The sequence below is a fragment of the Chryseobacterium sp. JK1 genome (assembly GCF_050632815.1).
In the GTDB taxonomy this organism is placed as follows: Bacteria; Bacteroidota; Bacteroidia; order Flavobacteriales; family Weeksellaceae; genus Chryseobacterium.
Genome location: NZ_JBODRU010000001.1, coordinates 2363576 through 2384432 on the forward strand (window position 1 = coordinate 2363576; position 20857 = coordinate 2384432).

20 protein-coding genes and 1 pseudogene are annotated in these 20857 nt (G+C 33.9%); 2 read left to right on the forward strand and 19 right to left on the reverse strand.

Features of this window, described 5'->3' with window-relative positions; genetic code table 11:
* Positions 1-349: 349 nt before the first annotated feature.
* From ACQ76T_RS10805 to ACQ76T_RS10895, 19 genes and pseudogenes are all read right to left on the reverse strand, one after another.
* A pseudogene (locus ACQ76T_RS10805) lies at positions 350-538 on the reverse strand (RHS repeat-associated core domain-containing protein); the annotation flags it as partial.
* Between the two features lie 76 nt (positions 539-614).
* Positions 615-974, reverse strand: coding sequence for a hypothetical protein (locus ACQ76T_RS10810; RefSeq protein WP_431343301.1), 360 nt, complete (start codon positions 972-974; stop codon positions 615-617).
* Positions 974-1792, reverse strand: a complete 819-nt coding sequence (locus tag ACQ76T_RS10815; protein ID WP_431343736.1) for an RHS repeat-associated core domain-containing protein — start codon at positions 1790-1792, stop codon at positions 974-976. Before ACQ76T_RS10815 ends, ACQ76T_RS10810 begins: the two co-directional genes overlap by 1 nt.
* 15 nt (positions 1793-1807) lie before the next feature.
* Positions 1808-1966: a hypothetical protein gene (locus ACQ76T_RS10820; protein ID WP_431343302.1), complete on the reverse strand. Its 159-nt coding sequence runs from the start codon at positions 1964-1966 to the stop codon at positions 1808-1810.
* A gap of 181 nt (positions 1967-2147) precedes the next feature.
* Positions 2148-2579: a hypothetical protein gene (locus ACQ76T_RS10825; protein ID WP_431343303.1), complete on the reverse strand. Its 432-nt coding sequence runs from the start codon at positions 2577-2579 to the stop codon at positions 2148-2150.
* Complete coding sequence (locus ACQ76T_RS10830; protein ID WP_431343304.1) at positions 2554-3594, reverse strand: RHS repeat-associated core domain-containing protein; 1041 nt, start codon at positions 3592-3594, stop codon at positions 2554-2556. The genes ACQ76T_RS10825 and ACQ76T_RS10830 overlap by 26 nt, the downstream gene beginning before the upstream one ends.
* A 127-nt stretch (positions 3595-3721) precedes the next feature.
* Positions 3722-4324 (reverse strand): hypothetical protein, encoded by a 603-nt coding sequence (locus ACQ76T_RS10835; RefSeq protein WP_431343305.1) that lies wholly within the window; start codon positions 4322-4324, stop codon positions 3722-3724.
* A 146-nt stretch (positions 4325-4470) separates the two neighbouring features.
* On the reverse strand, positions 4471-4869 hold the full coding sequence (locus ACQ76T_RS10840) for a hypothetical protein (RefSeq protein WP_431343306.1): 399 nt from the start codon (positions 4867-4869) through the stop codon (positions 4471-4473).
* A gap of 10 nt (positions 4870-4879) precedes the next feature.
* Entirely contained in the window at positions 4880-5818 is a 939-nt protein-coding gene (locus ACQ76T_RS10845) for an RHS repeat-associated core domain-containing protein (protein ID WP_431343307.1), read from the reverse strand.
* Between the two features lie 118 nt (positions 5819-5936).
* On the reverse strand, positions 5937-6311 hold the full coding sequence (locus tag ACQ76T_RS10850; RefSeq protein WP_431343308.1) for a hypothetical protein: 375 nt from the start codon (positions 6309-6311) through the stop codon (positions 5937-5939).
* A 528-nt stretch (positions 6312-6839) separates the two neighbouring features.
* On the reverse strand, positions 6840-7271 hold the full coding sequence (locus ACQ76T_RS10855; RefSeq protein ID WP_431343309.1) for a hypothetical protein: 432 nt from the start codon (positions 7269-7271) through the stop codon (positions 6840-6842).
* A 19-nt stretch (positions 7272-7290) separates the two neighbouring features.
* Positions 7291-8184, reverse strand: a complete 894-nt coding sequence (locus ACQ76T_RS10860) for an RHS repeat-associated core domain-containing protein (protein ID WP_431343310.1) — start codon at positions 8182-8184, stop codon at positions 7291-7293.
* 136 nt (positions 8185-8320) lie between these two features.
* Entirely contained in the window at positions 8321-8791 is a 471-nt protein-coding gene (locus tag ACQ76T_RS10865) for a hypothetical protein (RefSeq protein WP_431343311.1), read from the reverse strand.
* Complete coding sequence (locus ACQ76T_RS10870; RefSeq protein ID WP_431343737.1) at positions 8766-9761, reverse strand: RHS repeat domain-containing protein; 996 nt, start codon at positions 9759-9761, stop codon at positions 8766-8768. The genes ACQ76T_RS10865 and ACQ76T_RS10870 overlap by 26 nt, the downstream gene beginning before the upstream one ends.
* A 68-nt stretch (positions 9762-9829) precedes the next feature.
* Positions 9830-9979 carry a hypothetical protein gene (locus tag ACQ76T_RS10875; RefSeq protein ID WP_431343312.1) on the reverse strand — a complete coding sequence of 50 codons (150 nt, stop codon included), beginning with the start codon at positions 9977-9979 and terminating at the stop codon, positions 9830-9832.
* Between the two features lie 96 nt (positions 9980-10075).
* Complete coding sequence (locus tag ACQ76T_RS10880) at positions 10076-10432, reverse strand: hypothetical protein (RefSeq protein ID WP_431343313.1); 357 nt, start codon at positions 10430-10432, stop codon at positions 10076-10078.
* 2 nt (positions 10433-10434) lie between these two features.
* Complete coding sequence (locus tag ACQ76T_RS10885; protein WP_431343314.1) at positions 10435-13902, reverse strand: DUF6443 domain-containing protein; 3468 nt, start codon at positions 13900-13902, stop codon at positions 10435-10437.
* A 6-nt stretch (positions 13903-13908) separates the two neighbouring features.
* Positions 13909-17370, reverse strand: coding sequence for a hypothetical protein (locus ACQ76T_RS10890; protein WP_431343315.1), 3462 nt, complete (start codon positions 17368-17370; stop codon positions 13909-13911).
* Positions 17371-17381: 11 nt separating this feature from the next.
* The gene (locus ACQ76T_RS10895; protein ID WP_431343316.1) at positions 17382-18977 is read right to left on the reverse strand and encodes a T9SS type A sorting domain-containing protein; all 1596 of its coding nucleotides are present in this window, start codon (positions 18975-18977) and stop codon (positions 17382-17384) included.
* Positions 18978-19335: 358 nt separating this feature from the next.
* Here ACQ76T_RS10895 and ACQ76T_RS10900 point away from each other — a divergent pair, with 358 nt between their 5' ends.
* Both ACQ76T_RS10900 and ACQ76T_RS10905 read left to right on the forward strand, forming a co-directional pair.
* Positions 19336-19848 carry a MarR family winged helix-turn-helix transcriptional regulator gene (locus ACQ76T_RS10900; RefSeq protein WP_431343317.1) on the forward strand — a complete coding sequence of 171 codons (513 nt, stop codon included), beginning with the start codon at positions 19336-19338 and terminating at the stop codon, positions 19846-19848.
* A 4-nt stretch (positions 19849-19852) separates the two neighbouring features.
* Positions 19853-20614, forward strand: coding sequence for a hypothetical protein (locus ACQ76T_RS10905; protein WP_431343318.1), 762 nt, complete (start codon positions 19853-19855; stop codon positions 20612-20614).
* Positions 20615-20857: the final 243 nt, after the last annotated feature.

Consider the following 20857-nt stretch of genomic DNA (forward strand, 5'->3'; position numbering starts at 1 on the left):
CTTTAAAATTATCTGATTTGAAGCCAGACATTGTATTTGTATTAACGACAGTACCCAATCCATCATCCTTTGAAGAGACATAATCTAACATATTTTTCTGTGTATTATTATTTGCTATTTCTATAATATTTTTCATATGATCACCTTGCAAATTTCCTTTTTTTATTGCATCTTCAGTCATACTTGCATCCTTTTTTGAAATAGACATCACCTTTGCTTCATCAGGGTTAGCTCCATTATTACTTTGTGTTGTTTTTACCACAAAAGTTCTATCCGGTCCATCTTTCTTATCACGATAGATTTCTTTACCATTTCTATCTTTATAAATATCATCTGGAGGTGATATAATTTCATTTCTACCATCCGGATCTATAAATCTAATAGGATTATCATATGCATATCTATAAGGTGTCCATCTTCTATCTTTCTCTGCCAGCGGATCTACCACGCCCCATCTTCCTAAATCGGGCATATAGAATCTTGCGCCATAATCGTACATCCCCGTCTCCTGCAACTCTTTACCATTGTACTTATATTGACTAACAAGAAGCCGTCTCACAACTGAGGCGGTTTTTTTGATTTTGCCACACAATAAAAGTATTGAGAAGAAAATGTTATTTCTTACTTAAAATAATATTTTCTTCAATCATTTTAAGTTTTTGATTATCAATTATTTTAAGCTTATAATCTCTTTTATTCATATAGCCGTTTGATAACATATTCATTACTACATTTTCTTTATTACATCTTAGATACAAAGTATCTTGAAAAATTTCCCACTTACCAACACAATTTGGAGAAGCATCTTGGGATTTGTATGATATATCAAAACTATCTTTTCTTATTGAAAGATTATATTCTTTAGGGAATCCATTAGAAACTCCTTTGTATTGATAATTACCAGATATATTTTTCTTTGTGGCACAAGAGCATATTATAAAAAACAAAAAGTAAAACACTCCTAACTTTCTCATTATTTAGTTTTTATATTTGGATAATCATTTTTAAGAATAAATGTATTCGGTAAACTATTTAAAGTAGCCGCATTATGAGGATAAGCATTAATTAAATCAGTTTTTGTTGAATTTATGTTTAAAGGGGCGACTCCCGTATTTGCTCTTCTACCAGGATTATATAAAGTCCCACCATCTAATCCTTGTACCCAACTAGAGGTAATATCTTTCGTTGAATTTACAGCAGTTCCTGATGTAGAAGGTAAACTTGATACAGAAGAAGGGTCATAATTATACTGTGCTTGATATGCTGCAACTTCATCCCCTATATCTTGACCTACTACCTTGCCTGTGGTTCCGTCAAAGCCTATATCTCCTGATTCAAATTGTGCTCCGTGTGTCATTTCGTGAACAAAGTTAGAGTCACTTCCATATGCAAAAACAATATTACCACTACTAGGATCATATGTCGTTCTTCCAATTCCTGAAGAACCTATACTACTTAAGCTGTACATTTGCGTGCTTGCTTCCAATGTGTTCATATTGTTAAGGGTAGATGTCAAACTTTGAACTTTATCTGATAATGCTCCACCCGTTAAAAAATCAGCAACTATAGCTGACGCTTGCTGAACTTGGACAGCCTGTTTCTGCCTATTCCATTCGGCTTGACTTCCTGGCTCTATTTGTTCTGGGGCTCTTCCATCCGGATCAATAAACCTGATTGGATTATTAAAAGCATAATTATAAGGACTATGTCTCCTCATTTTCTCCGCAAGCGGATCTACAACTCCCCATCTTCCAATATCACTCATATACATCCTAGCGCCATAATCGTACATCCCCGTCTCCTGCAACTACTTTCCATTGTTCTTATAGCTATAATACCCTCCAAAATTAGAACTGTTCAACATTCCTTCAATGTGATTCAATCCAAAAGGATAATAGTTGTTAGTGTCTGTCACCCCAAGAGCGCCTGTGCTGTCTTTGGCAAAGCTTACCCGGGAATTCCCCAAGTGATCTTTATACTGATAAATATAACAATCTTTCTTTGAGAAAAAAGTAAAGCCACTGTATTTGCTGTGACTTTAATTTATTTATGAATATGATCGAAAAATCCAGGTGGAGGAATATTCCACAAAGATCAAAGCTGGGAGACTGCGTAGCTAGGATTAGTTTTGAAAAATTCCCAAATCTTTAGAGACAAATAACTTCAATTCTATTATTATTTCTACGTTTAAATTCAGTTCCTTCTAAACAAAATATAGGATATTTATCTCCGCAATTTTCTATTTCAATGATATTATTATTAAATTCATTCAGTTTTTTGCTTAAGCTATTACTTAGACTTTTGGTATATGCTATAGTTCCTTTTGAAGCTCCTCCAAAAATATGTATTCTGATTTTAAATTTTTTATCATTATACCTATTAAGAAAAGTAGATAATTCATTGATTTCAGAATCATCAATGAATCTACCATCTCGATGTCTAAACATATTTAATAATATTATATCATTTGATTTAACTTCTTTAGGATAACCAAATTTAAAATCCTGAGACCAAATACATTGTGAGAAAAATAAGATTGTTAAAATCAAAAATTTATTTATGTAAGTATTGTATTGCATTTGTATGTTCTTTTGTTGCGTTATTAGAATTAATTATTGTTGGAGAGTTATATTTATGATCTTTTGATCCTGTTCCAAATAATGTAAACCCCCATTTTACTGTAAATGATGCCTTGCCATTAATAATCATTGAAGATTGGGCATTCCATTTTACTGCTGAAGAAGAGTTTTTATCAACTTTTTCTCCAAAATATTCTCTTTGAGGAGCATCGTGAAGTGTATTAAGCTTTGGAACATCAAAATATTCAGGTTTTGTAAAGTCTTTTGATCCTTGAACAAGACCTTCGCCGTCTAATCTCTCATCCAACACGCCCGGTATAGAACTTTTTTCGCTTCCATCATAATCAGGAGTATTGGATATATATGTCTGAAACCATCCAGAGCTCGAACTCTTGTCACTTGGTATAAAAGTCATTGTAATTTCTGGAGCTATAAGACCATCTTCGCTACTATTTTCAACCCAATCATTCATTACTAATGATCCTGATCCGTTAGGTAAAGTGTATTTGGATGAATCATTTTTATTGCTAACGTATGCAAAGGAACTTTCTCTTCCCTTGTAGTTTTTATTAAACTCATTCTGACTGTTCGTATTTTTATCCCAAGATACTTCACCTGTTTTTTTATCCTTAATCCAACCTTCTGCTTCCCTTCCATCTGGATCTATAAATCTCAACGGATTATTAAAAGCATAATTATAAGGACTATGTCTTGTCATCTTTTCCGCCAATGGATCTACCACTCCCCATCTTCCTATATCCGGCATATAGAATCTTGCACCATAATCATACATGCCAGTCTCTTGCAATTCCTTGCCATTGTACTTATAGCTATAATACCCTCCAAAATTAGAAGTGCTCAACATTCCTTCAATGTGATTCAATCCAAAAGGATAATAATTGTTCGTATCTATCACCTCAAGAGCACCTGTATTGTCTTTGGCAAAACTTACCAGAGTGTAATCTTTATAGTTGTAAAAATAATAAAATGCCGCACAAGGAGTTTCGTGCGGCAAAGATATTTATATCATTATACAAATTGAATACTTGATTAAGTAGCATTAGATTTAAATTGATAGAGAAAATGTTATATAAATATTAACAAATTTACATTCCAATTTTAGCTTTTTGCACAACACCATATTAAAGTATTGTGATTTCAATATTATTTTCAGCCATCTTTTTATAGGCTTCGTCAGAAAAATAAATAAATGAATCCTTACAACCATTAGCAATGATATTATTCACTATAATATTGTTATTTTGTAAAATTATTTCCAAGCTTTTTTTAAGAGATTCAGAAATTTTTAAATTATACGGACTTACATTACTGTGACAATAGCTAATCTTCACTTCAGTTTTAAGTCGCTTATCATTCGTGTTTTTCAAAAAATCCAATAATTGGTTTAAATTCGAATTATCTTTAGTTATAAAACGTCCATCCATATTATTTGGAAGATTAATTATAATTTTATCTTTTTGAAAAAGAGATAAATCATTATCATCTATAGGAATGCCGAAAAAAACTTTATTTCTGATATTCTGACAACTACTATTTGCAAAAAATAACAAAAATATAACACTTAATAATTTCATTTTATTGTTTTTAGGTAAGTTAGTTATCCCTATATTATGAAAAGCGCTACTGTTATTTATTACCTTAGGGCTTCTATAAATTACTTTTTCATTTGATTTTATAGAAAATCCATATGTGACAGTAAAACTTTTTTGTCCATTTATTATCATTGAGTTCTGAGCATCCTAATTTACAGTTCTTTCTTTATGTGATGTTCTAGAAAGAGAAGCTTCAAATTTGGTCATTGACAGATAATTAAAATATTCACTTTTTTTGGATCAGGATTTCCAAGTATTTTTTTTTCAGGGAAGGAATATTATTCCTTATAACAAAGACCTTTTAGATTCTCTGTTATAAATAAATCTTTTTTAATGTTGTAGTCTTTGTCAAAAGGAACTAATGTACCATTATACGTGATACCTCTAAGATTATGTGATACCAAATTTTTAGGATATAAAGAGATAGGATTTAATCTATAATTCTTATCAACAGTAATAAGATTTTTTGTTTTACAATTTGTTTTGCTCTTTGCTGATACTATTTTTATTATAGCAGTATTTTTTATACTAAAATCTATCTTTTCTGCATATATCAAATATGTATTTTCGATAGAATCAATTTTAGTAATTCTATAATTGTAGCCTGTAGTAGCTTTCGGCTTTATGCCACAAGCATATAAAATAAATGATGCTACAATGAATATTATCTTTTTCATAAATTTAAATTTAAGGATAGGTTTGAACAACTTTGGGCTTTTTAACACCGCTTGGATCAGTTAAGAAAAATTCAGCACTACCACTTTTGTATAAAACGCTAGAGGGTTTTCCATTTTTATCAAAATATCTCACATCATAACCATCCGTCTGTGGAGTAGCATTATTATGAGCGGCATTATATACACTGAAAGGATTATCATTTTCCGCTTGCGACGCAAAAACAGAATCTTTCCCAAGTCTTCGGGAAATTAAAGCTCCTTGATATGCTTCCGTTACTTCATGTAGCATATCTGCACCAGGTTTATTAAAATAATCACTCATAGCACCTAATACTTTAGGATTAACTTCTTGATAAGCATTTGTTATAGTATTTACAGCACTACCATCTCTATTAAGTAAATAACTTGTTTTGTTGCCTGAAAAAGTACCTCCTACATATAAATTTCCTGATTTTGTTGTATTCGTATATTCTGCACTAACATTTACATTTACTGAATGATCATCAATTGCATTAACCAGCTGTTGAGCATCTGCGGACAGCTTTGCTTTAGGATTATTTTGAGTATAGCTAACTTTTCCATTACTATCCGTTTTAAGGGCAAATTCCGAAGAAACTGATTTTTGCAATTCTTGCAATGCAGCATCCTTTGCCCCTCCTGTAATAATAACATCATAATTCTGCCGTCCATCAGGGTCTATGAATCTCAATGGATTGTTGTAAGCATAAGTGTAAGTAGACCAGCGTCTCGAAACTTCTGCTTTATTATCAATTACCCCCCATTTACCTAAATCCGGCATATACATCCTCGCTCCATAATCATACATCCCCGTCTCCTGCAGCTCCTTGCCGTTGTACTTATAGCTATAATACCCTCCAAAATTAGAACAGTTCAACATTCCTTCAATGTGATTCAATCCAAAAGGATAATAGTTGTTGGTATCTGTCACCTCAAGAGTGCCTGTGCTGTCTTTGGCAAAACTTACCTTTGAATTAATAAATATGGTTAATTGTTAATAGAAATGCCACACAAAAGGATTCATGTGGCAAAGGGAATAAAAAGGACTTTTACTTTTTTTTATATAATAATCCTTCTATATTTTTTGAAGAATATATCCAACATTTATCTCCTTTATTCCAAATGGTTTTATCATCTACCCCCCAACTATCTATATTATCCAAACCTTCTAAAATTTCATATGATAAGTTTTTTAACTCTAAAAAATATTTTTTTTTAAGCTTTAATTTCTTTCCTTCTTTATAAGATTCTAATTTACTACTTGTTAAAAGAAAACAGTTTAAAGAGTCAGGTTTACTAGAAGTGAATTTCAAAATATAAAAATTTTTTGTAGAATCAATATTTAAAAGTTTATATCTGCCTTTTATTTGTTGTGCAAATAAAATATTAGCAATAAATAACGAAATTATTAAGTTTATTCTCATTTTCTTTTAACATTTTTGTTAGTTGACATAAACTCTTCTCTTCCATCTTTTGTTACATATAGATCAATTGTTCCTCTTCCAGTCTTAGAATTGTATTCTTTTTCATAAGGTTTAACAAACTAAATTTAATAATTTTAATTTGTTTGAAAAACAGGGAAGTTTACCTTTCATCTACAAAACAGAACGCTTTTACAACAAGAAACCACAGCAATTGCAATGGTTTTTTTATTATTAGCTCAAAGTTACAAACTTTGCGCAGCGGGAGTTTCTATGGAATATACCGCAGTTTTGGAACAACTAAAACTCATAAACGAACTCGACAACGAAGAAAAAAACATCCTCCTAAAACTTATTGAAACTTTCGTTTCTAAAAAACGATTTAAAGATTATTTGCAAAAAAATATTGCGACATTATAAAACAATAAAACCTCGCATTTGCGAGGTTTTATTGTTATCTGCCACACGATACAATCGTGCAGTAGCAAGGAATATTTTATGTCATAAACAACATATTTCTACATTAACAAATCAATCATATTGGAAACCACGGTTTTGCTGTAAAAGTTTAAAATCATTATTTTTACCCTTACTTAATCCAATATATTTTCCGTCATGAAGATTGACATGAAGAATACTTTTTTTGTCATTTAACCTTAAATACAATACTAAATCTTTACTTAAATCGAGATTACATTTTTTTTCAATAACGTTCCTTTTTCCTCCATAAAAGGTAATCAACATTTTATTGGGTTCGTAAAACTCTCCAATGACTCCTCCAAAACCAGTATCGCTAGATGTAAGTATTTTATTTTCAAAAATTTTACATTTTCCTATCCTTACTGAAACTTTATCCCCATTAAAAAAATCTTGTAAAGCAATCTCAACTTTTTTCTCTAAGTTTTGTGCATGAAACACAAATCCAGTAAACAAACTTATTGTAAAAAAAAATTTATTTATCATATTATAATTTTATTTATCATTATTGATGTACAGGTATTTCTTGTATGCCATTATTTAGTTTAGAGTCTTTCATAAAAAGAATTTGATCCATTGTCATATTTAATCCTGCATTTGGCGAAATAGTGGGAAGCATTACATTCCCAGACGGATAGTTATGTCCTTGTTGATTCCCAGAATGACCAAGTTCATGTGGTCCCGTACGTTCTAATGTCCCATCTCCGTTATCTGCTTTTCCAGTTCCTGCATATTGTCCACTATTGGCAGGTTGATTTTCTAACATAGTATCAGCTAGATAAACTACATTTTCTCCTGGCAAAGCCTTTCCTAAAGTTCCTAATGGTTCATAACCACCTTTATTATCTGGAATTTCACCATCTTCAACTAGTCTGAATGCATGATCTGTTTTTGAAAGTGGATTATCATTAGTTGCAACTGAAATATTAGTAACAACATTTACTTCATAACCATCTTCCCTTATTCCATATACACTTTTAAAAGAATCACTTAACCTATTGGCATAATTATTTAATTGTTCATTTGAGTATTTATTACCTGTCTGATCAATTATTTTACCTGTGACTGTCATTGTAATTACTTTAGTACCATCAGCTTTTACAAATTCATTGAACCCAATATGTTTTCCCTCTCTTCCATCCGGATCAATAAACATTATTGGATTATTAAATGCATAATTATAAGGACTATGTCTCCTCATTTTCTCCGCAAGCGGATCTACAACTCCCCATCTTCCAATATCACTCATATACATCCTCGCCCCATAATCATACATACCAGTCTCCTGCAACTCCTTCCCATTGTACTTATAGCTATAATACCCTCCAAAATTAGAACAGTTCAACATTCCTTCAATGTGATTCAATCCAAAAGGATAATAGTTGTTGGTATCTGTCACTCCAAGAGCGCCTGTGCTGTCTTTGGCAAAGCTTACCTTTGAATTAATAAATATGGTTAATTGTTAATGAAATGCCACACGAAAGGACTCGTGCGGCAGTAAGTATTAAAGTTATTGTTAATATTTAAAGGAATTATTATTCATTTCCACAATTAACAGTCATAAAATGTTTTGTTTTATCTAGATCTTTAACGAATTCTTTGTTTTTAAAATAAAGAGCATACTCATTAACAAGGGATTGTCTCCCTTTTGGAATATTTGAAATACTTAAATTTACTTTTTTAAAATATAAATCAAAAAAGTTAATGATTTTTTTGTCCTTTTCTTCATTTAAATCAAAGATTATCAAATTCCCTTTATAATCATAAGTTTTATATGTCTCTGAAAGGTGATCATTATAATTCATTTTTGCAATACCAAATAAATATTCACTTTTGCATTTTTTTATCAAACTTATTTTAAAGTATAAAAATTTACTCTCAGAAGTTATTTTATCCAAATAGCCATATAACTCTTCTTTTTTATAGCTCTGGGAAGCGCAGCCATAATTCATTAATAATATCAATATTAAAATAAAAACCTTATTCTTTTTTAAATTTACCTTCATACGCTTTAATTATTGTAGTACTATTATAGATTATTGTTGTATTATGTGCAGGAGCATATATAAAATTGACCGCATTTGGAGCAAATTTTGCAGATTCTCTGTCTCCTCCTATAGTTTTAGACATTATGCTAAAATTATAACCATTCTCTTTTAATGGAAATTTTGACATACGAAAACCACTTGGATTTAAGGGACCTGAAACTTGTGAAGGATCATAATTTCCCGGATGTAAATGTCCATCTAATTTCACATTATCCCCACCATACAAAGGAGAAACATTCTCTCCATTACCAGATGTATAAACCACCGTATTATCTTTACCTCCAATATCAGCTGTCTGTATTCCAAATTCTACACTTATATTTCCCTCTTTCATCCAATCAGCAACCTTATTAAAATAATCCATCCCTTTTTGTTCATCTATCTTGAAATCTAGATACTTACTTCCATCTTGTCTGTATTGATGAAGATTATTTTTAACAAAATCTTTTCCACCAACTTCAAATCCACCATCATTATTTTCTTTTAGTTTTCTATCTTTTCCTTCTCCTTCAAAATTTTTGGAGGTATACACAACATCTCTATCAGAAGGCGCTATGTTATTTAATTTTCCCTTCTCATCCATTTCGTAAATATCTTCATTCCTTCCATCGGGATCTATAAATTTCAAAGGGTTATTATATGCATATCGATATGGTGTCCATCTTCTATCTTTCTCTGCCAACGGATCCACAACGCCCCATCTTCCTATATCCGGCATATAGAATCTCGCTCCGTAATCATACATTCCTGTCTCTTGCAACTCCTTCCCGTTGTACTTGTACTGATATGCAGGATTTGCAGAATTTCCTCCGGAAGTATGTCTTAACCCAAATGGATAGTAATTGTTTTCTTCAAGAACTTCTATGCTGCTTCCATTATGGAAATAGCTAAATATTACATTTCCTAAATGATTGGTATAATTGTAAATGTATTTTTATTTCCAATATTAAAGTACAAAACGAAGCGGACAGATTCTACTGGATAAAAACATTGTCGCTAAAATTTTAGATATACAAAAGCTAAAAGAGAATGATAGACAGCATGTCTTCGCTCTGCTTGATGCATTTCTGAAACAATACTCAATTTAAAAGCCAATATATAATCTTTTTGGCTTCGCTTTTCTCTTGTAAATTCTGCTTTTTTCATAAATAAGTCGAGTTTCTGTCAACTTATTTTAGGACGGGACACATAATGTATAATAAAGCCACTCATTCGAGTGGTTTTATTATTGTTTTGATGAATTTAATCTTCTGATTTGTAATAATTTAACACTTCACCAGTGTTTTTATTGATATTAATATAAATTTTACAGTATCTACAGTTATAACTTTTTACAACAATTTGCCATACTTTATTGTCTGCAATCAAGCTAACTTGATATGGTTTAGATTTTTCAGGATCTAATAACTCTCTCTTTCTTATAAGAATATCAACATATTTAATTGCAATTTCTTCGTCAGGTATAATGTCTGTACCATAATGATTTGCAAGTTTACATGGTAATTGATCAATTCTTCTATTTTTATCTTTGCATTTCCCTTCTTGTGCCATAAGAGACAATGGTAGGAAATATAAAATTATTAAAACGATTCTCAACATTGTTAGTATCTTTTAGGTTGTTCAGTATCAAATCCTTTAGGTGGTACATTAGGCATATTTGTAGGCGAAACATTATTTAGTCTTAAAGATCCGGAAGCGGGGTCAGAAGGTAAATCTCTAGTAACAGGAAGATTGTAATTTTTTACGGGCATTCCTGCGGCATCTGTTTTTGTAGAATTGGAATTATTACTAACTCCTGGTGTATATTCTCTTAACCCCCCATCTGGTGTTGCAACATAACCTGTTACGGGTTTCCCATAAGCATTCTCTTCTTTTTTGCCATTACTATCATATAGGGTATTTTTATATGATGCAACATCTCTATTTGAAAACTCGTTTGCACTACTATAATCTTTTCCATCCATTTTTATAACATCCGTGTCTCCACTATGTGTATGGCCATCACCTACAATTTCAGCATCTTTTACTGCTTTCGCAACATCATTTGGGTCTATTTCCCCTGACGTTCCGCTAGTTCCAGTTCGAGGAACTGTATAACTGTAATAGGTTTCTCCGTTCGTATCAGTTGCTTTATAAAAAGTAGTACGAACTTCAACATTATAATTAATAGATAACCCATTGTACTGTTTTCCAAAATCAGTAGCGGCAGACCTTAAAGTTTTAAATCTATCTCCAGGATCTAAAGCTTGCCTTCCATCCGGATCGACAAACTTCACCGGATTGTTAAACGCATAATTATAAGGACTATAACGAGTCATCTTTTCTGCTAGTGGATCTACCACGCCCCATCTTCCTAAATCCGGCATATAGAACCTTGCTCCGTAATCATACATACCAGTCTCTTGCAGTTCCTTGCCGTTGTACTTGTAGCTATAATACCCTCCAAAATTAGAACTGCTCAACATTCCTTCAATGTGATTCAATCCAAAAGGATAATAGTTGTTGGTATCTGTCACCCCAAGAGCGCCTGTGCTGTCTTTGGCAAAGCTTACCCGGGCATTTCCCAAGTGATCTTTATACTGATAAATATAGCGGTTTTCTGTGAAACTATAAAATCCTTCTGCTGTGGGAACAAAATCTAATTTCCATTCAGCAGGACCACCAATAATAATTGAGCTGTTGATGTTTTTATAGGCCTGTTCTTCAAACGCGGTTTCAGTTCTACAGGTCAGACATATGCCACCACCGTCAAAATAGCTGTATTGAAACCCATCAAGATAATCGGTGATACGCGTTGCGCCTGAGGATCCTCTTCTTCCTCCCCGAACATAATTTTTACGAAGCTTTACTCCATCGGCACGATACAGGTATTCAAGACTAATAGTTGAAGGCTGTCCATTACCAAATGGATCTGCCTGAGTAATTGAAAAACTATCCGGAAGGTTAAGATAATTGTAAACAATACTCTGAATACCTTTATCTTTCATGGTAATCATATTACCGTTCAGGTCATAGTCAATGATATTGTTTCCGCCTTCATAGCCTGTATCATTTAATGACGTTTCGATCACCTGCGTTAAACGGTTTCCGATATATTTATATTCAAGGTCATCTACTTTTGTTGATGTTGTTCCAAAAACAGGAATTGCATACCTTTTTAAGAAGGCAATATTACCATTTAAATCATACAGTAAACGTTCATCGAAATTTTTATTATGAGGATTGGTTTTCTCCGGTTCCGAATATTCAGCATCAGTTAATCTGTTAAGGTTATCATAGGTATAATTATATCTCTTTAGATTATTAACGGTTGACATATTCCAGTCTATTTCTGCAATATTTCCGTTATATTTTCCCGGAGCAATATCTGCATAGACCGGATTTGTATATTTAATCTTATATCCAAACAATTTACCATTCAGATTAGCTGGATCATTAATCTGGGTCATCCAACCCCGGATATTGTATTGATAGTCGATTTGCTGAAGCGGTGAAGCAGCGGCTATTCCGCCCACTTTTTTAGAAGCCAGCTGAGAAAGTTCGTTGTATTTGTTTTGGGTAAGATATTCAACTGGGTTATTGTCTACCTGATGTTTATGTACTAATAGCCTGTTTTGGTTGTCATATTCGAACGTTTCGGTAAGTACTCTTTCCTTGTCGGTATCTAATCTTTTATGTCTGGTAATTGTCTTCTTTGGAGCTCCTGAGAAGTCCAGCAGTGACTCTGTGCTGGTATACCCGCCAAGATGATTAGCTGAATATGTTCCTACAGCACGGCCCCTGAAATCATAATAAAAATAATTTTTGGTCCAGTTATCATCTTCAATATTCTTTATATAGGTTGCCGTTGGCATTCCCTGAGTAGTAACTGTACCTGCCGCATAGATTACAGGTTGCCCCATTATATTGGAAGGTGGATAATTTTTAGTGTCTCTTGGGTACACATCATAATAGTTCACACTAAGAACAGTTTGTGCATCAGGAAAAAAAGTATTGGTATAATACACCATAATACCATGCTTGTTAAATCCTGCGGTGGTCTGTTCTTCAATAATATTCTGACTGCCAATCTGGTTCTGCATTTGTTCTCTTCCCGATCCGTTTACAATTCCGGTGTATATAACTCTTCCAAATTTATCATATTTGGTAAAAAGCCACTGTCCTTTATCTTCCATTACCGTATCACGGGTAAGGATCAATCTGTCCTGTTTGTCATAGACCATATATTCCCAACCTTTTCCCGGAAGCTTTTTTTGAACAAGCCTTCCCCTGCCATCATAACGATATTGATAGCACAAGTTATTGAGCAATTCATCAGTAACAGGATAATGCACCGCATTGGGAGGGATCACAAAAGCAAGCTGATTGTATTCGTTATAGACATAGTAGGTATCAACATGGAGTGTGGAACTCATCACTTTTCTTACTAATACCGTTTGCCCTTTTCCGTTTTTAAATTCTATCGTTTCATTACCGTCTTCATCCTTCACACTGTTTTTATACAGTTGGTTCACAGGATAGGTCCCGTTTGAAGATAAGCTCAATGTACTTTCGGTAGCTCCGCCAGACCATGACGTATTGGTAATATATTGATAAACTTCATTAAAAGCATTGGTCTGATAATCAAATTTCAAAGGTTTATTGATCCAGTCATTTCCCACCTGAACCTGCTCCTGAACACGGTTAAGCGGGGAACTTTCCAATCTTTTCTCAGAATAGATCTTCTCACTGCCATAAATCTGAGGACTGCTGGCGTTGGCAAGCGGAGAGCCATAAATCGCTCCATTTTGGGTTCCGGACTGAGGAACAGGGAGATATTCATTCACCTGTCTTCCGAATAAATCGTATTCAAAGGAGGTTACAACATCTTTCCCATCCGGAGAAGCTTTGATATTGATATTCTGTTTGGGTCTTGAAAGCCCATCCAAATACTGTACGGTCTCTGTTACTTTAGGAGTGGTATAATCAAGATAGGTTTTGGTATAGACATAGTTTTCTGTTGGTGAAAGCTGGGCATGAAGAGCTCCTGTACTCAACAGAATTCCTATTGGAATTATCATTTTTTTCATCGGTCTTTAGTTTTTAAAATGGTACTGGTATTCTTTTAATGTCTTATAAGAAATATTTCCGCTTGCATCTCTTTCCTCTTGTTTTACTTCTTTCAGCCTGTTTTCTGTATCGTAAAAATACAGCTCCTTTAATCCTGAAGGTTGTATGATACTTCTTATTCCGATCAGAGGATCATGGGTGTACGTGGTAATTTGGGTATTGGCTACAGTGGTTTTTCTAAAGGTATCCAGAACAGCCAACAGCGCCGATTCATCATTGTTAACTCCGGCAGATGCATCGATATTGGACGCATTGACAATGGTTGTTATGGCCGATTGTGGAATATCAATCATCCTCGCTCCTTCTATTTTGGCAATAGGAAGAGTTTTGTTGTACCCCCAGATGATGGTTACAGGAGTTCCTTCTTTTAAGGTATATTGTTCCAGATTACCTTTGCTGTCGTATCTGTCATATTGAATCTGGTTTTCCATGATATTACTCTGAATATTAAGTCCTATTACTTTATCAGGGAAAAGACTCGCAGTAGACGGGTCATAAATAAGCTCTGTCTTAGCCAAAGTTTTACTCTGACCCGAAGGGCTTGCTTTCTGAGCAACTTCTGTTTCTAAAGGAATACCAATCATATTGGCCGTAATAAGCTTCTGGTTATTCTTCTCAGTGGCATACAGGTAATTCGTAATGGTTGAAGTACCATCAGCAAAAACCTGGTTAGACAAAGAAGGGTAGTCTAAGGTATTATAAGCGTGAGTAGTCGTACTGCTTACTGAACTTTGAACCCCGCTATTATAAAAATAAGAAGTTTCTGTTTTAGAAGTAGGCAAAGTGATCCCAAACTTTTCGAAGTTTTTATAGGGAGTGGTTAAACTTACATTTCCAACGTGATTTAAAAGTTCCTGAAATGAGTTATAGGTAAAATATTCGGCAACCGAAACTCTGTAAAAATTATCAAGTAATTTGATCCCATCATTTTTTTCAATTTCTATGGAGGAATAATTCGTTTGGGTTTCTGAAAGGATCTGTCCGGTGGAATTATACTTTTTTTCAGAAACCAACTGTCCTCTCAGGTAATCGAGATTAGGAATGGGTCTCACAGGAGGCTGCAAGGCTAAGCTACCCTGATTGGGGTACTCAAGCGGAGATCTGAAGGTATAAACCGTTCTGCCATTATCTGTAATATTATCATTATTATCTCTTACAATCTGTTTTACGGTAACATATTTATACCCCACATCGGATCCCTGGGTTTTCTGAACAGGAAGGATATTATAATCTGTTTGTACATCAAATTGAGCGCTATACGTAATATCAGCATTGTATAATTTATTCCTGTAAGAATAACTATCCCCATAATTTGTAATAGGCTCCGGAAATACTAATGAACCACTACTTTTGTTAGAAGCATTGATATTTTTGTAGTCGTATATAAACTCTTTGGCCACAGCTCCTGTAGTGAGGGGGGTATCAAAATACTTAATATCATTAATTCTTAAACCGCCACCTTTTCGAATTACATAATCATTAAAAACACGTTCTTTTGTCTCCGCAGAAAAAACATAAGAAACGGGTTTGTAGGTTGGACCATGATTACCGCTTAAGGATGCATAATATGTTCCAGGTTCAAGTTCTACGGTTTCATTATTGAATTCAAAAATAGGTTCCTGTCCTGCACCAGAACCAGGACAGAATCCACCGCCGGTCTGTATGCATAATTGATAGGGAAACCCAGTGGTAAATACGGGTGGGGAAAAAGTGTTATTACCCAGCTTTTTGTAGATTTCCAGTTTCCAGTCAGAATACATTAAATTTCCTAACACGAGATACAGTTTAACTTTTTGCGCTGAGTTTATAGTAAAAAATTCAGCTTTTGCTGTAGGGCTAAATGAGTTTAAACCGGTAAGGTTAAAAGAATTATACAGATCAACCCATCTTCCTGTAATATCTTCCATTCCCATCCCATTATAATAATGGCTATAGTCATTGATTCCAAAATCAAAAACTACCTTTCCTTTTGTAGGATAGGTAATGGATTTAATGACATCGTTCGTTATAGAGTTAGAGTCATCCCCTCTGTAGTATCCCCAATTGTCTTTATTCAGAGCCCCTGTCGTTTTATTATATTCTAAAGTATATTCCTGATTTTGGTTATTGGGTGAAATTTTAGTCACCTTATTCAACATCATCTTTCTTAATACTGTTGGGGGCATTGTTCCTTGTTGATAATTTGTATTGGCATAGTCATAATCAAAAGTGTATTTCTCAGTATATTGAGTAGAGGCTTGCCCAGGATAATTAGACTGAATTGATTTTAATTTGTAAAGATTAAGGGGCTCAATATAATTAGAATCCTGCCTTCCTTTTTCGTAATTTAAATAAATTGTTCCTTTATCTATTATTTCAATGCTTGTTAATAAACTTGTACCGGTAGTGTTATTGATTGTTTGGGATTCAATGGCTCCGGGCATATTCCAATCTGGGTTCTGCAGAGTTCCCCCAACGGTGTTACTTGTATTGGTATAATTAATATTGCTTGCATATCTAAAAGTACGGGTGGTTGGCTCTTCAAATTTCACTAATGAGGAAAGCTCATATTTGAATAATGCTAAAACTATGTTATTTTGATCCGTAATTTTTGTAAGATGAAATGACGACCAATAATCATTAATTTCCTCATTTGCCTCAATGTTCGACAGTCCTGTTGTAAGTCCTGTTTTTATATTGGTAATTGACTTTTCTGACTTTTCCATAGGACTGAAAATATACTTGATCCCTTTATCATCTACAATCGTAAAGGAAGTAACTTCTCCAGTAGAATCATGATCAAAGGTAATCCTAAGATTATTTCTATCCAGTTTCTCAGCCTTGTAATTTCCTGCGGTATCTTTTACAATATAGAATCTTCCGGATTGACCCATAAAGTTATATTGAAAGAGGTCATATTCTGTGTCATACCGCCCCTGCCCTGCGAAGAATTTATAGTCATCCATATTTACAGGCTCATCATTCATTATTTTAAAAGTAGGATTATAAGTATGATTATAGATTCCGAATTTTGTTTTGGGAGGGCTTGAAAAGGCAATTGTTCTGTTCTTTTCATCGGCTCCACCACCTCGTATCGTTCTGGATATTGTTCCCCCAGCGATGAGGCTCCAGCCAAGGCCTGTTTCACCCGCTTTATCATCCGGTTTGGCGTTGAGAGGATGGTATTTAAGTTGGATATTGACAGGTACTTTTGAATTACTTGTCGGAATATTGAACAGAGGAATGCTTATATCAGGAATTCCTGTATAGTAACTGACAGGGACTTCTTCAAATTTCATCAGGTTATTTGAAGTAGGAGCCGCCGGAAACATCTGATTGATATCTCCAACATAACTTTTAGCAGCATCTCCGCCTGCAGAAGCCTGTCCCTTAAGCGCATGCCCCAAGAAGGCTGTTAATAAAATAACAGCTATTGTACTTTTTTTCATGATTCTTAGTTTTATTTCTTAATCAGCTTTGCATTGGCTGTTTTATTCGTATCTGTTTTTATAACCACTAAATAAGCACCCTGTACCAAAGCCTGTGTATTAATCTTGGTTACCTTATTCTTCGTTTTTATATTCTGAAGCTGTCTTCCACCCATATCATACAATAAAATATCTGCTTCCTTGAAGTCGAAACCGATTTCTACATAAGCATAGTCGGATACTGGGTTAGGATAGATTTTGATATCGTATTTCTCTATTAACTTATCAACCTGCTTGTCTCCCAGCTTGACGATCTTCCAGTTTTCTTTTCCCAATTCTTCGGCGCTCGTTCCAGCCAGAATAATGGAACCGTCTCTATTCAGTTTTAAGTCAGCTAACCTTTCTTCTCTCTTTCTGGATTCTCCGGTGATGTGTTTTCTCCACTGTTCATTACCATTCTCATCTAAATAAAGCATCCAGAAGGTTTCATCATCCTTTTCTATTCTTCCTTCTGCCTGAGTATAACCGCCTAATAAAATTCCTTTAGAAGATTTATCATCCGCTGAATGCAGTACACTCATGCTCATCAGAATATCTCTGTTTTTAAAATTGTAGGATTTCTGCCACTGCTCTTCACCTCTTTCATTCAAAGAGATTAGCCACAGATCCGTTCCTTCTTCAACACCTACCGTTTTGTTTCCGGATCTTTCTGATCGGGATTCTCCTCCGATAATAAATCCATTAGAAGTTAAAGAAAGGGTTCTGATGTGATCGTCTCCTTTTCCTCCAAAGTTCTTTTCCCATTCTACTTTTCCGTTTTTGTCTAATTTGACAATCCAATAGTCACCTTCACCAAAATTGCTGCTGGCTTTTGGCATCTGGCTAATGGCTGTTGAAGTGGCTGATCGTTGTTCGGATCCCGAAACCCGAACTTCGGAACTCCTTGAATACATTCCCAGTAAAACGCCTCCATCTTTTGTGGGAATCATTTTCTCCACTTCGTCTAAACCTTTTCCGCCTAAAATAAGTTGTGAAAGTTCTTTTCCGTCTTTATCAATTCTACTGATCCAAACATCTTTGGAACCATATCCTTTGGAAGAGTTCTGAACATTTCCGGCTACAAAAAATCCTAAGTCTGTTGTTTGAATAACAGATCTGGCTTCTTCATCAAAAGAGGTTCCGAGTGTTTTCTGCCACAATTCATCTCCAAACTCATTGATTCTGATCAGCCAGATGTCTGAACCGCCTTTAGAATCATCTTTTTTATCCAGTCCTTTTCCGGAATAGGAAGTTCCGGCTAATAGAAAACCACCATCCTGAGTGGTCACCGTAGCTGATAAATAGTCATGATTATTTCCTGAGAAGTATTTTTCCCAGACTTCCTGTCCCTGTTGATTCAATTTAATAAGATGGAAATCGTACCCATTGTTTTGCTTACTTCCTGAAGCTTGCTGCTTAGCGCTTTGAATAGAGCTTCCTGTAATAAGGTACTGCTGATCAATTGTAGTGGTCACCTGGCTTAAGAAATCCTGCGTTGAGGATTTGATATCTTTCTGCCATACAACCTCCTGAGCAGAAATACCTAAGACCGTGCATAAGGTCAATGCACTAAGATAGAGTTTTTTCATTCTCGTATTTATATTTGAGTTAGTGATTAGCTTTTTTTGCTTTGTAAATTTAATTATTTATCATGAATTGAATACTAAATAAACGATATTTAATAATAAAATCGACTTTTTGTTAAATATTTACTGCATAATAAAAAGTTTAAGAATTGATATGCAATAATAATTCATCATTACGACAAAATGTGCCGTGTTTTAAACTAAAAAATCCAATCATCAAAGAAATAAAATGCTTAATCAGTAAAAATGGATGAAAACATATAAGGAACATTATGAAAAATTGATCTCAAATATTAATGCACTGTTGATGTTTGGTGATGATTATATAGTTAACTATATAGTTTAAAATATTTTTATACCTTTGAAATCAAATAATTCAAAAATGGATGCTGATTTTATCAAACAAATGGGCTATAAAGCACTGGATTCCCGAATGAAGAGAATAAGTGATAAAATAGCCTATAGTGTCAAAAAACTATACAAGGATCACAAAATAGAAATAGAACCTCATTGGTATCTTGTTTTTATGCTTTTGAGAGACCAAGGGCAATTATCTATTGCAGAAATAGCAGAAGCGTTAGGGTACGCCCATCCTACCCTGGTAATAACGGTAAAAAATATGAATTCCAAAGGTTATCTTATTGTTGAAAAAGATCCGGCTGATAAAAGAAAGCAAATGGTATCCCTATCTCAAAAGTCAATTGAGATGATGCCTCAGTTTGAAATATTGTGGAACAGCTGTGAGGCCGCTATTTTAAAGTTAATTGATCATGACCTCGGAATTATTGAGTATCTGGACCGCATGGACGATGCACTGGAAAGAACGTCATTTTACTATCGATTTAAACAGGAATATAACAATCAAAACCAATAATCTTATGAAAAGTATAATAGCCTTAATTTTCTGTCTATTCTGTTTATCAGTATATGGAAAAGAGACCACCGTAACGGTAAGAGTGAAAGCTAAAGATGCCAAATTCATCGGAAGTTCTTTAGGAGGTGCTTATGTAATTATTCGTAATAAAACGAACAATAGTATTCTTGCAGAGGGCAAAACAGCGGGAAGTACGGGAAATACAGATTTGATAATGAAGTTTCCCAAAGAAAGAAATGCCATCATTACAGACGATGCAACGGCTAAATTTGTAGCCAGAATTAATATTGAAGATCCTACTTTTATCAGCGTTGAAGTTCTGTCTCCTTTCAACAGTAAACAGGCACAGTCTAAGGTTACTTCAGAAATGTGGCTTATTCCGGGAAAAGATATTATTGGGGAGGGAATCATCATGGAAATTCCCGGTTTTATCATCGATATTCTGAGTCCTCGAACTCATCAATATATTGCATTGAAATCCATCATTGGGAAACCTTTTCAGATTCAGGCTAATATTGTTATGATGTGTGGTTGTGTCATTGACAAAGGTGGTCTTTGGAATTCTGATACATTCGAAACCAAAGCCATCATTAAGCTAGATGGTAAAAAAATTGACGAAGTTGACATCAAGTTACGATCTACCAATCTTTTTGAAGGAAATTTTGCAATTTCCAAGCCAGGGAATTATGAAATTACTGTTTATGCTTATGATCCTATTACCGGAAACACAGGTGTAGATACGGTGAACTATGTTGTATTTCAATAAAAAATCAAAGTTTTTTTCAAATCTATGTATTGTGCATTAATCATACAAAGGTTGAATAGAAAGAAGCCAATGATTGTTATCTTTTTCATTACTCTACGTTTTAATGATCTATTCATTTGAGATATTCAAAAGTATTAATTAGTTTCTAAAGAATAGCGCCACCTATAAATAAGTGGCGCTATTTTTATAAAAAAGGGTAATCATTATCTGTGATCCCAGAGAAAAGATACTTTGTAAAGTGAC

Bases quoted from the DNA above. Each gene is read 5' to 3' on its own strand.
- ACQ76T_RS10810 (WP_431343301.1), bottom strand. From the start codon at position 974: ATGAGAAAGTTAGGAGTGTTTTACTTTTTGTTTTTTATAATATGCTCT.
- ACQ76T_RS10815 (WP_431343736.1), bottom strand. From the start codon at position 1,792: ATGTACGATTATGGCGCTAGGATGTATATGAGTGATATTGGAAGATGG.
- ACQ76T_RS10825 (WP_431343303.1), bottom strand. From the start codon at position 2,579: ATGCAATACAATACTTACATAAATAAATTTTTGATTTTAACAATCTTA.
- ACQ76T_RS10835 (WP_431343305.1), bottom strand. From the start codon at position 4,324: ATGATAATAAATGGACAAAAAAGTTTTACTGTCACATATGGATTTTCT.
- ACQ76T_RS10840 (WP_431343306.1), bottom strand. From the start codon at position 4,869: ATGAAAAAGATAATATTCATTGTAGCATCATTTATTTTATATGCTTGT.
- ACQ76T_RS10850 (WP_431343308.1), bottom strand. From the start codon at position 6,311: ATGAGAATAAACTTAATAATTTCGTTATTTATTGCTAATATTTTATTT.
- ACQ76T_RS10855 (WP_431343309.1), bottom strand. From the start codon at position 7,271: ATGATAAATAAATTTTTTTTTACAATAAGTTTGTTTACTGGATTTGTG.
- ACQ76T_RS10865 (WP_431343311.1), bottom strand. From the start codon at position 8,791: ATGAAGGTAAATTTAAAAAAGAATAAGGTTTTTATTTTAATATTGATA.
- ACQ76T_RS10875 (WP_431343312.1), bottom strand. From the start codon at position 9,979: ATGAAAAAAGCAGAATTTACAAGAGAAAAGCGAAGCCAAAAAGATTAT.
- ACQ76T_RS10880 (WP_431343313.1), bottom strand. From the start codon at position 10,432: ATGTTGAGAATCGTTTTAATAATTTTATATTTCCTACCATTGTCTCTT.
- ACQ76T_RS10885 (WP_431343314.1), bottom strand. From the start codon at position 13,902: ATGAAAAAAATGATAATTCCAATAGGAATTCTGTTGAGTACAGGAGCT.
- ACQ76T_RS10890 (WP_431343315.1), bottom strand. From the start codon at position 17,370: ATGAAAAAAAGTACAATAGCTGTTATTTTATTAACAGCCTTCTTGGGG.
- ACQ76T_RS10895 (WP_431343316.1), bottom strand. From the start codon at position 18,977: ATGAAAAAACTCTATCTTAGTGCATTGACCTTATGCACGGTCTTAGGT.
- ACQ76T_RS10905 (WP_431343318.1), top strand. From the start codon at position 19,853: ATGAAAAGTATAATAGCCTTAATTTTCTGTCTATTCTGTTTATCAGTA.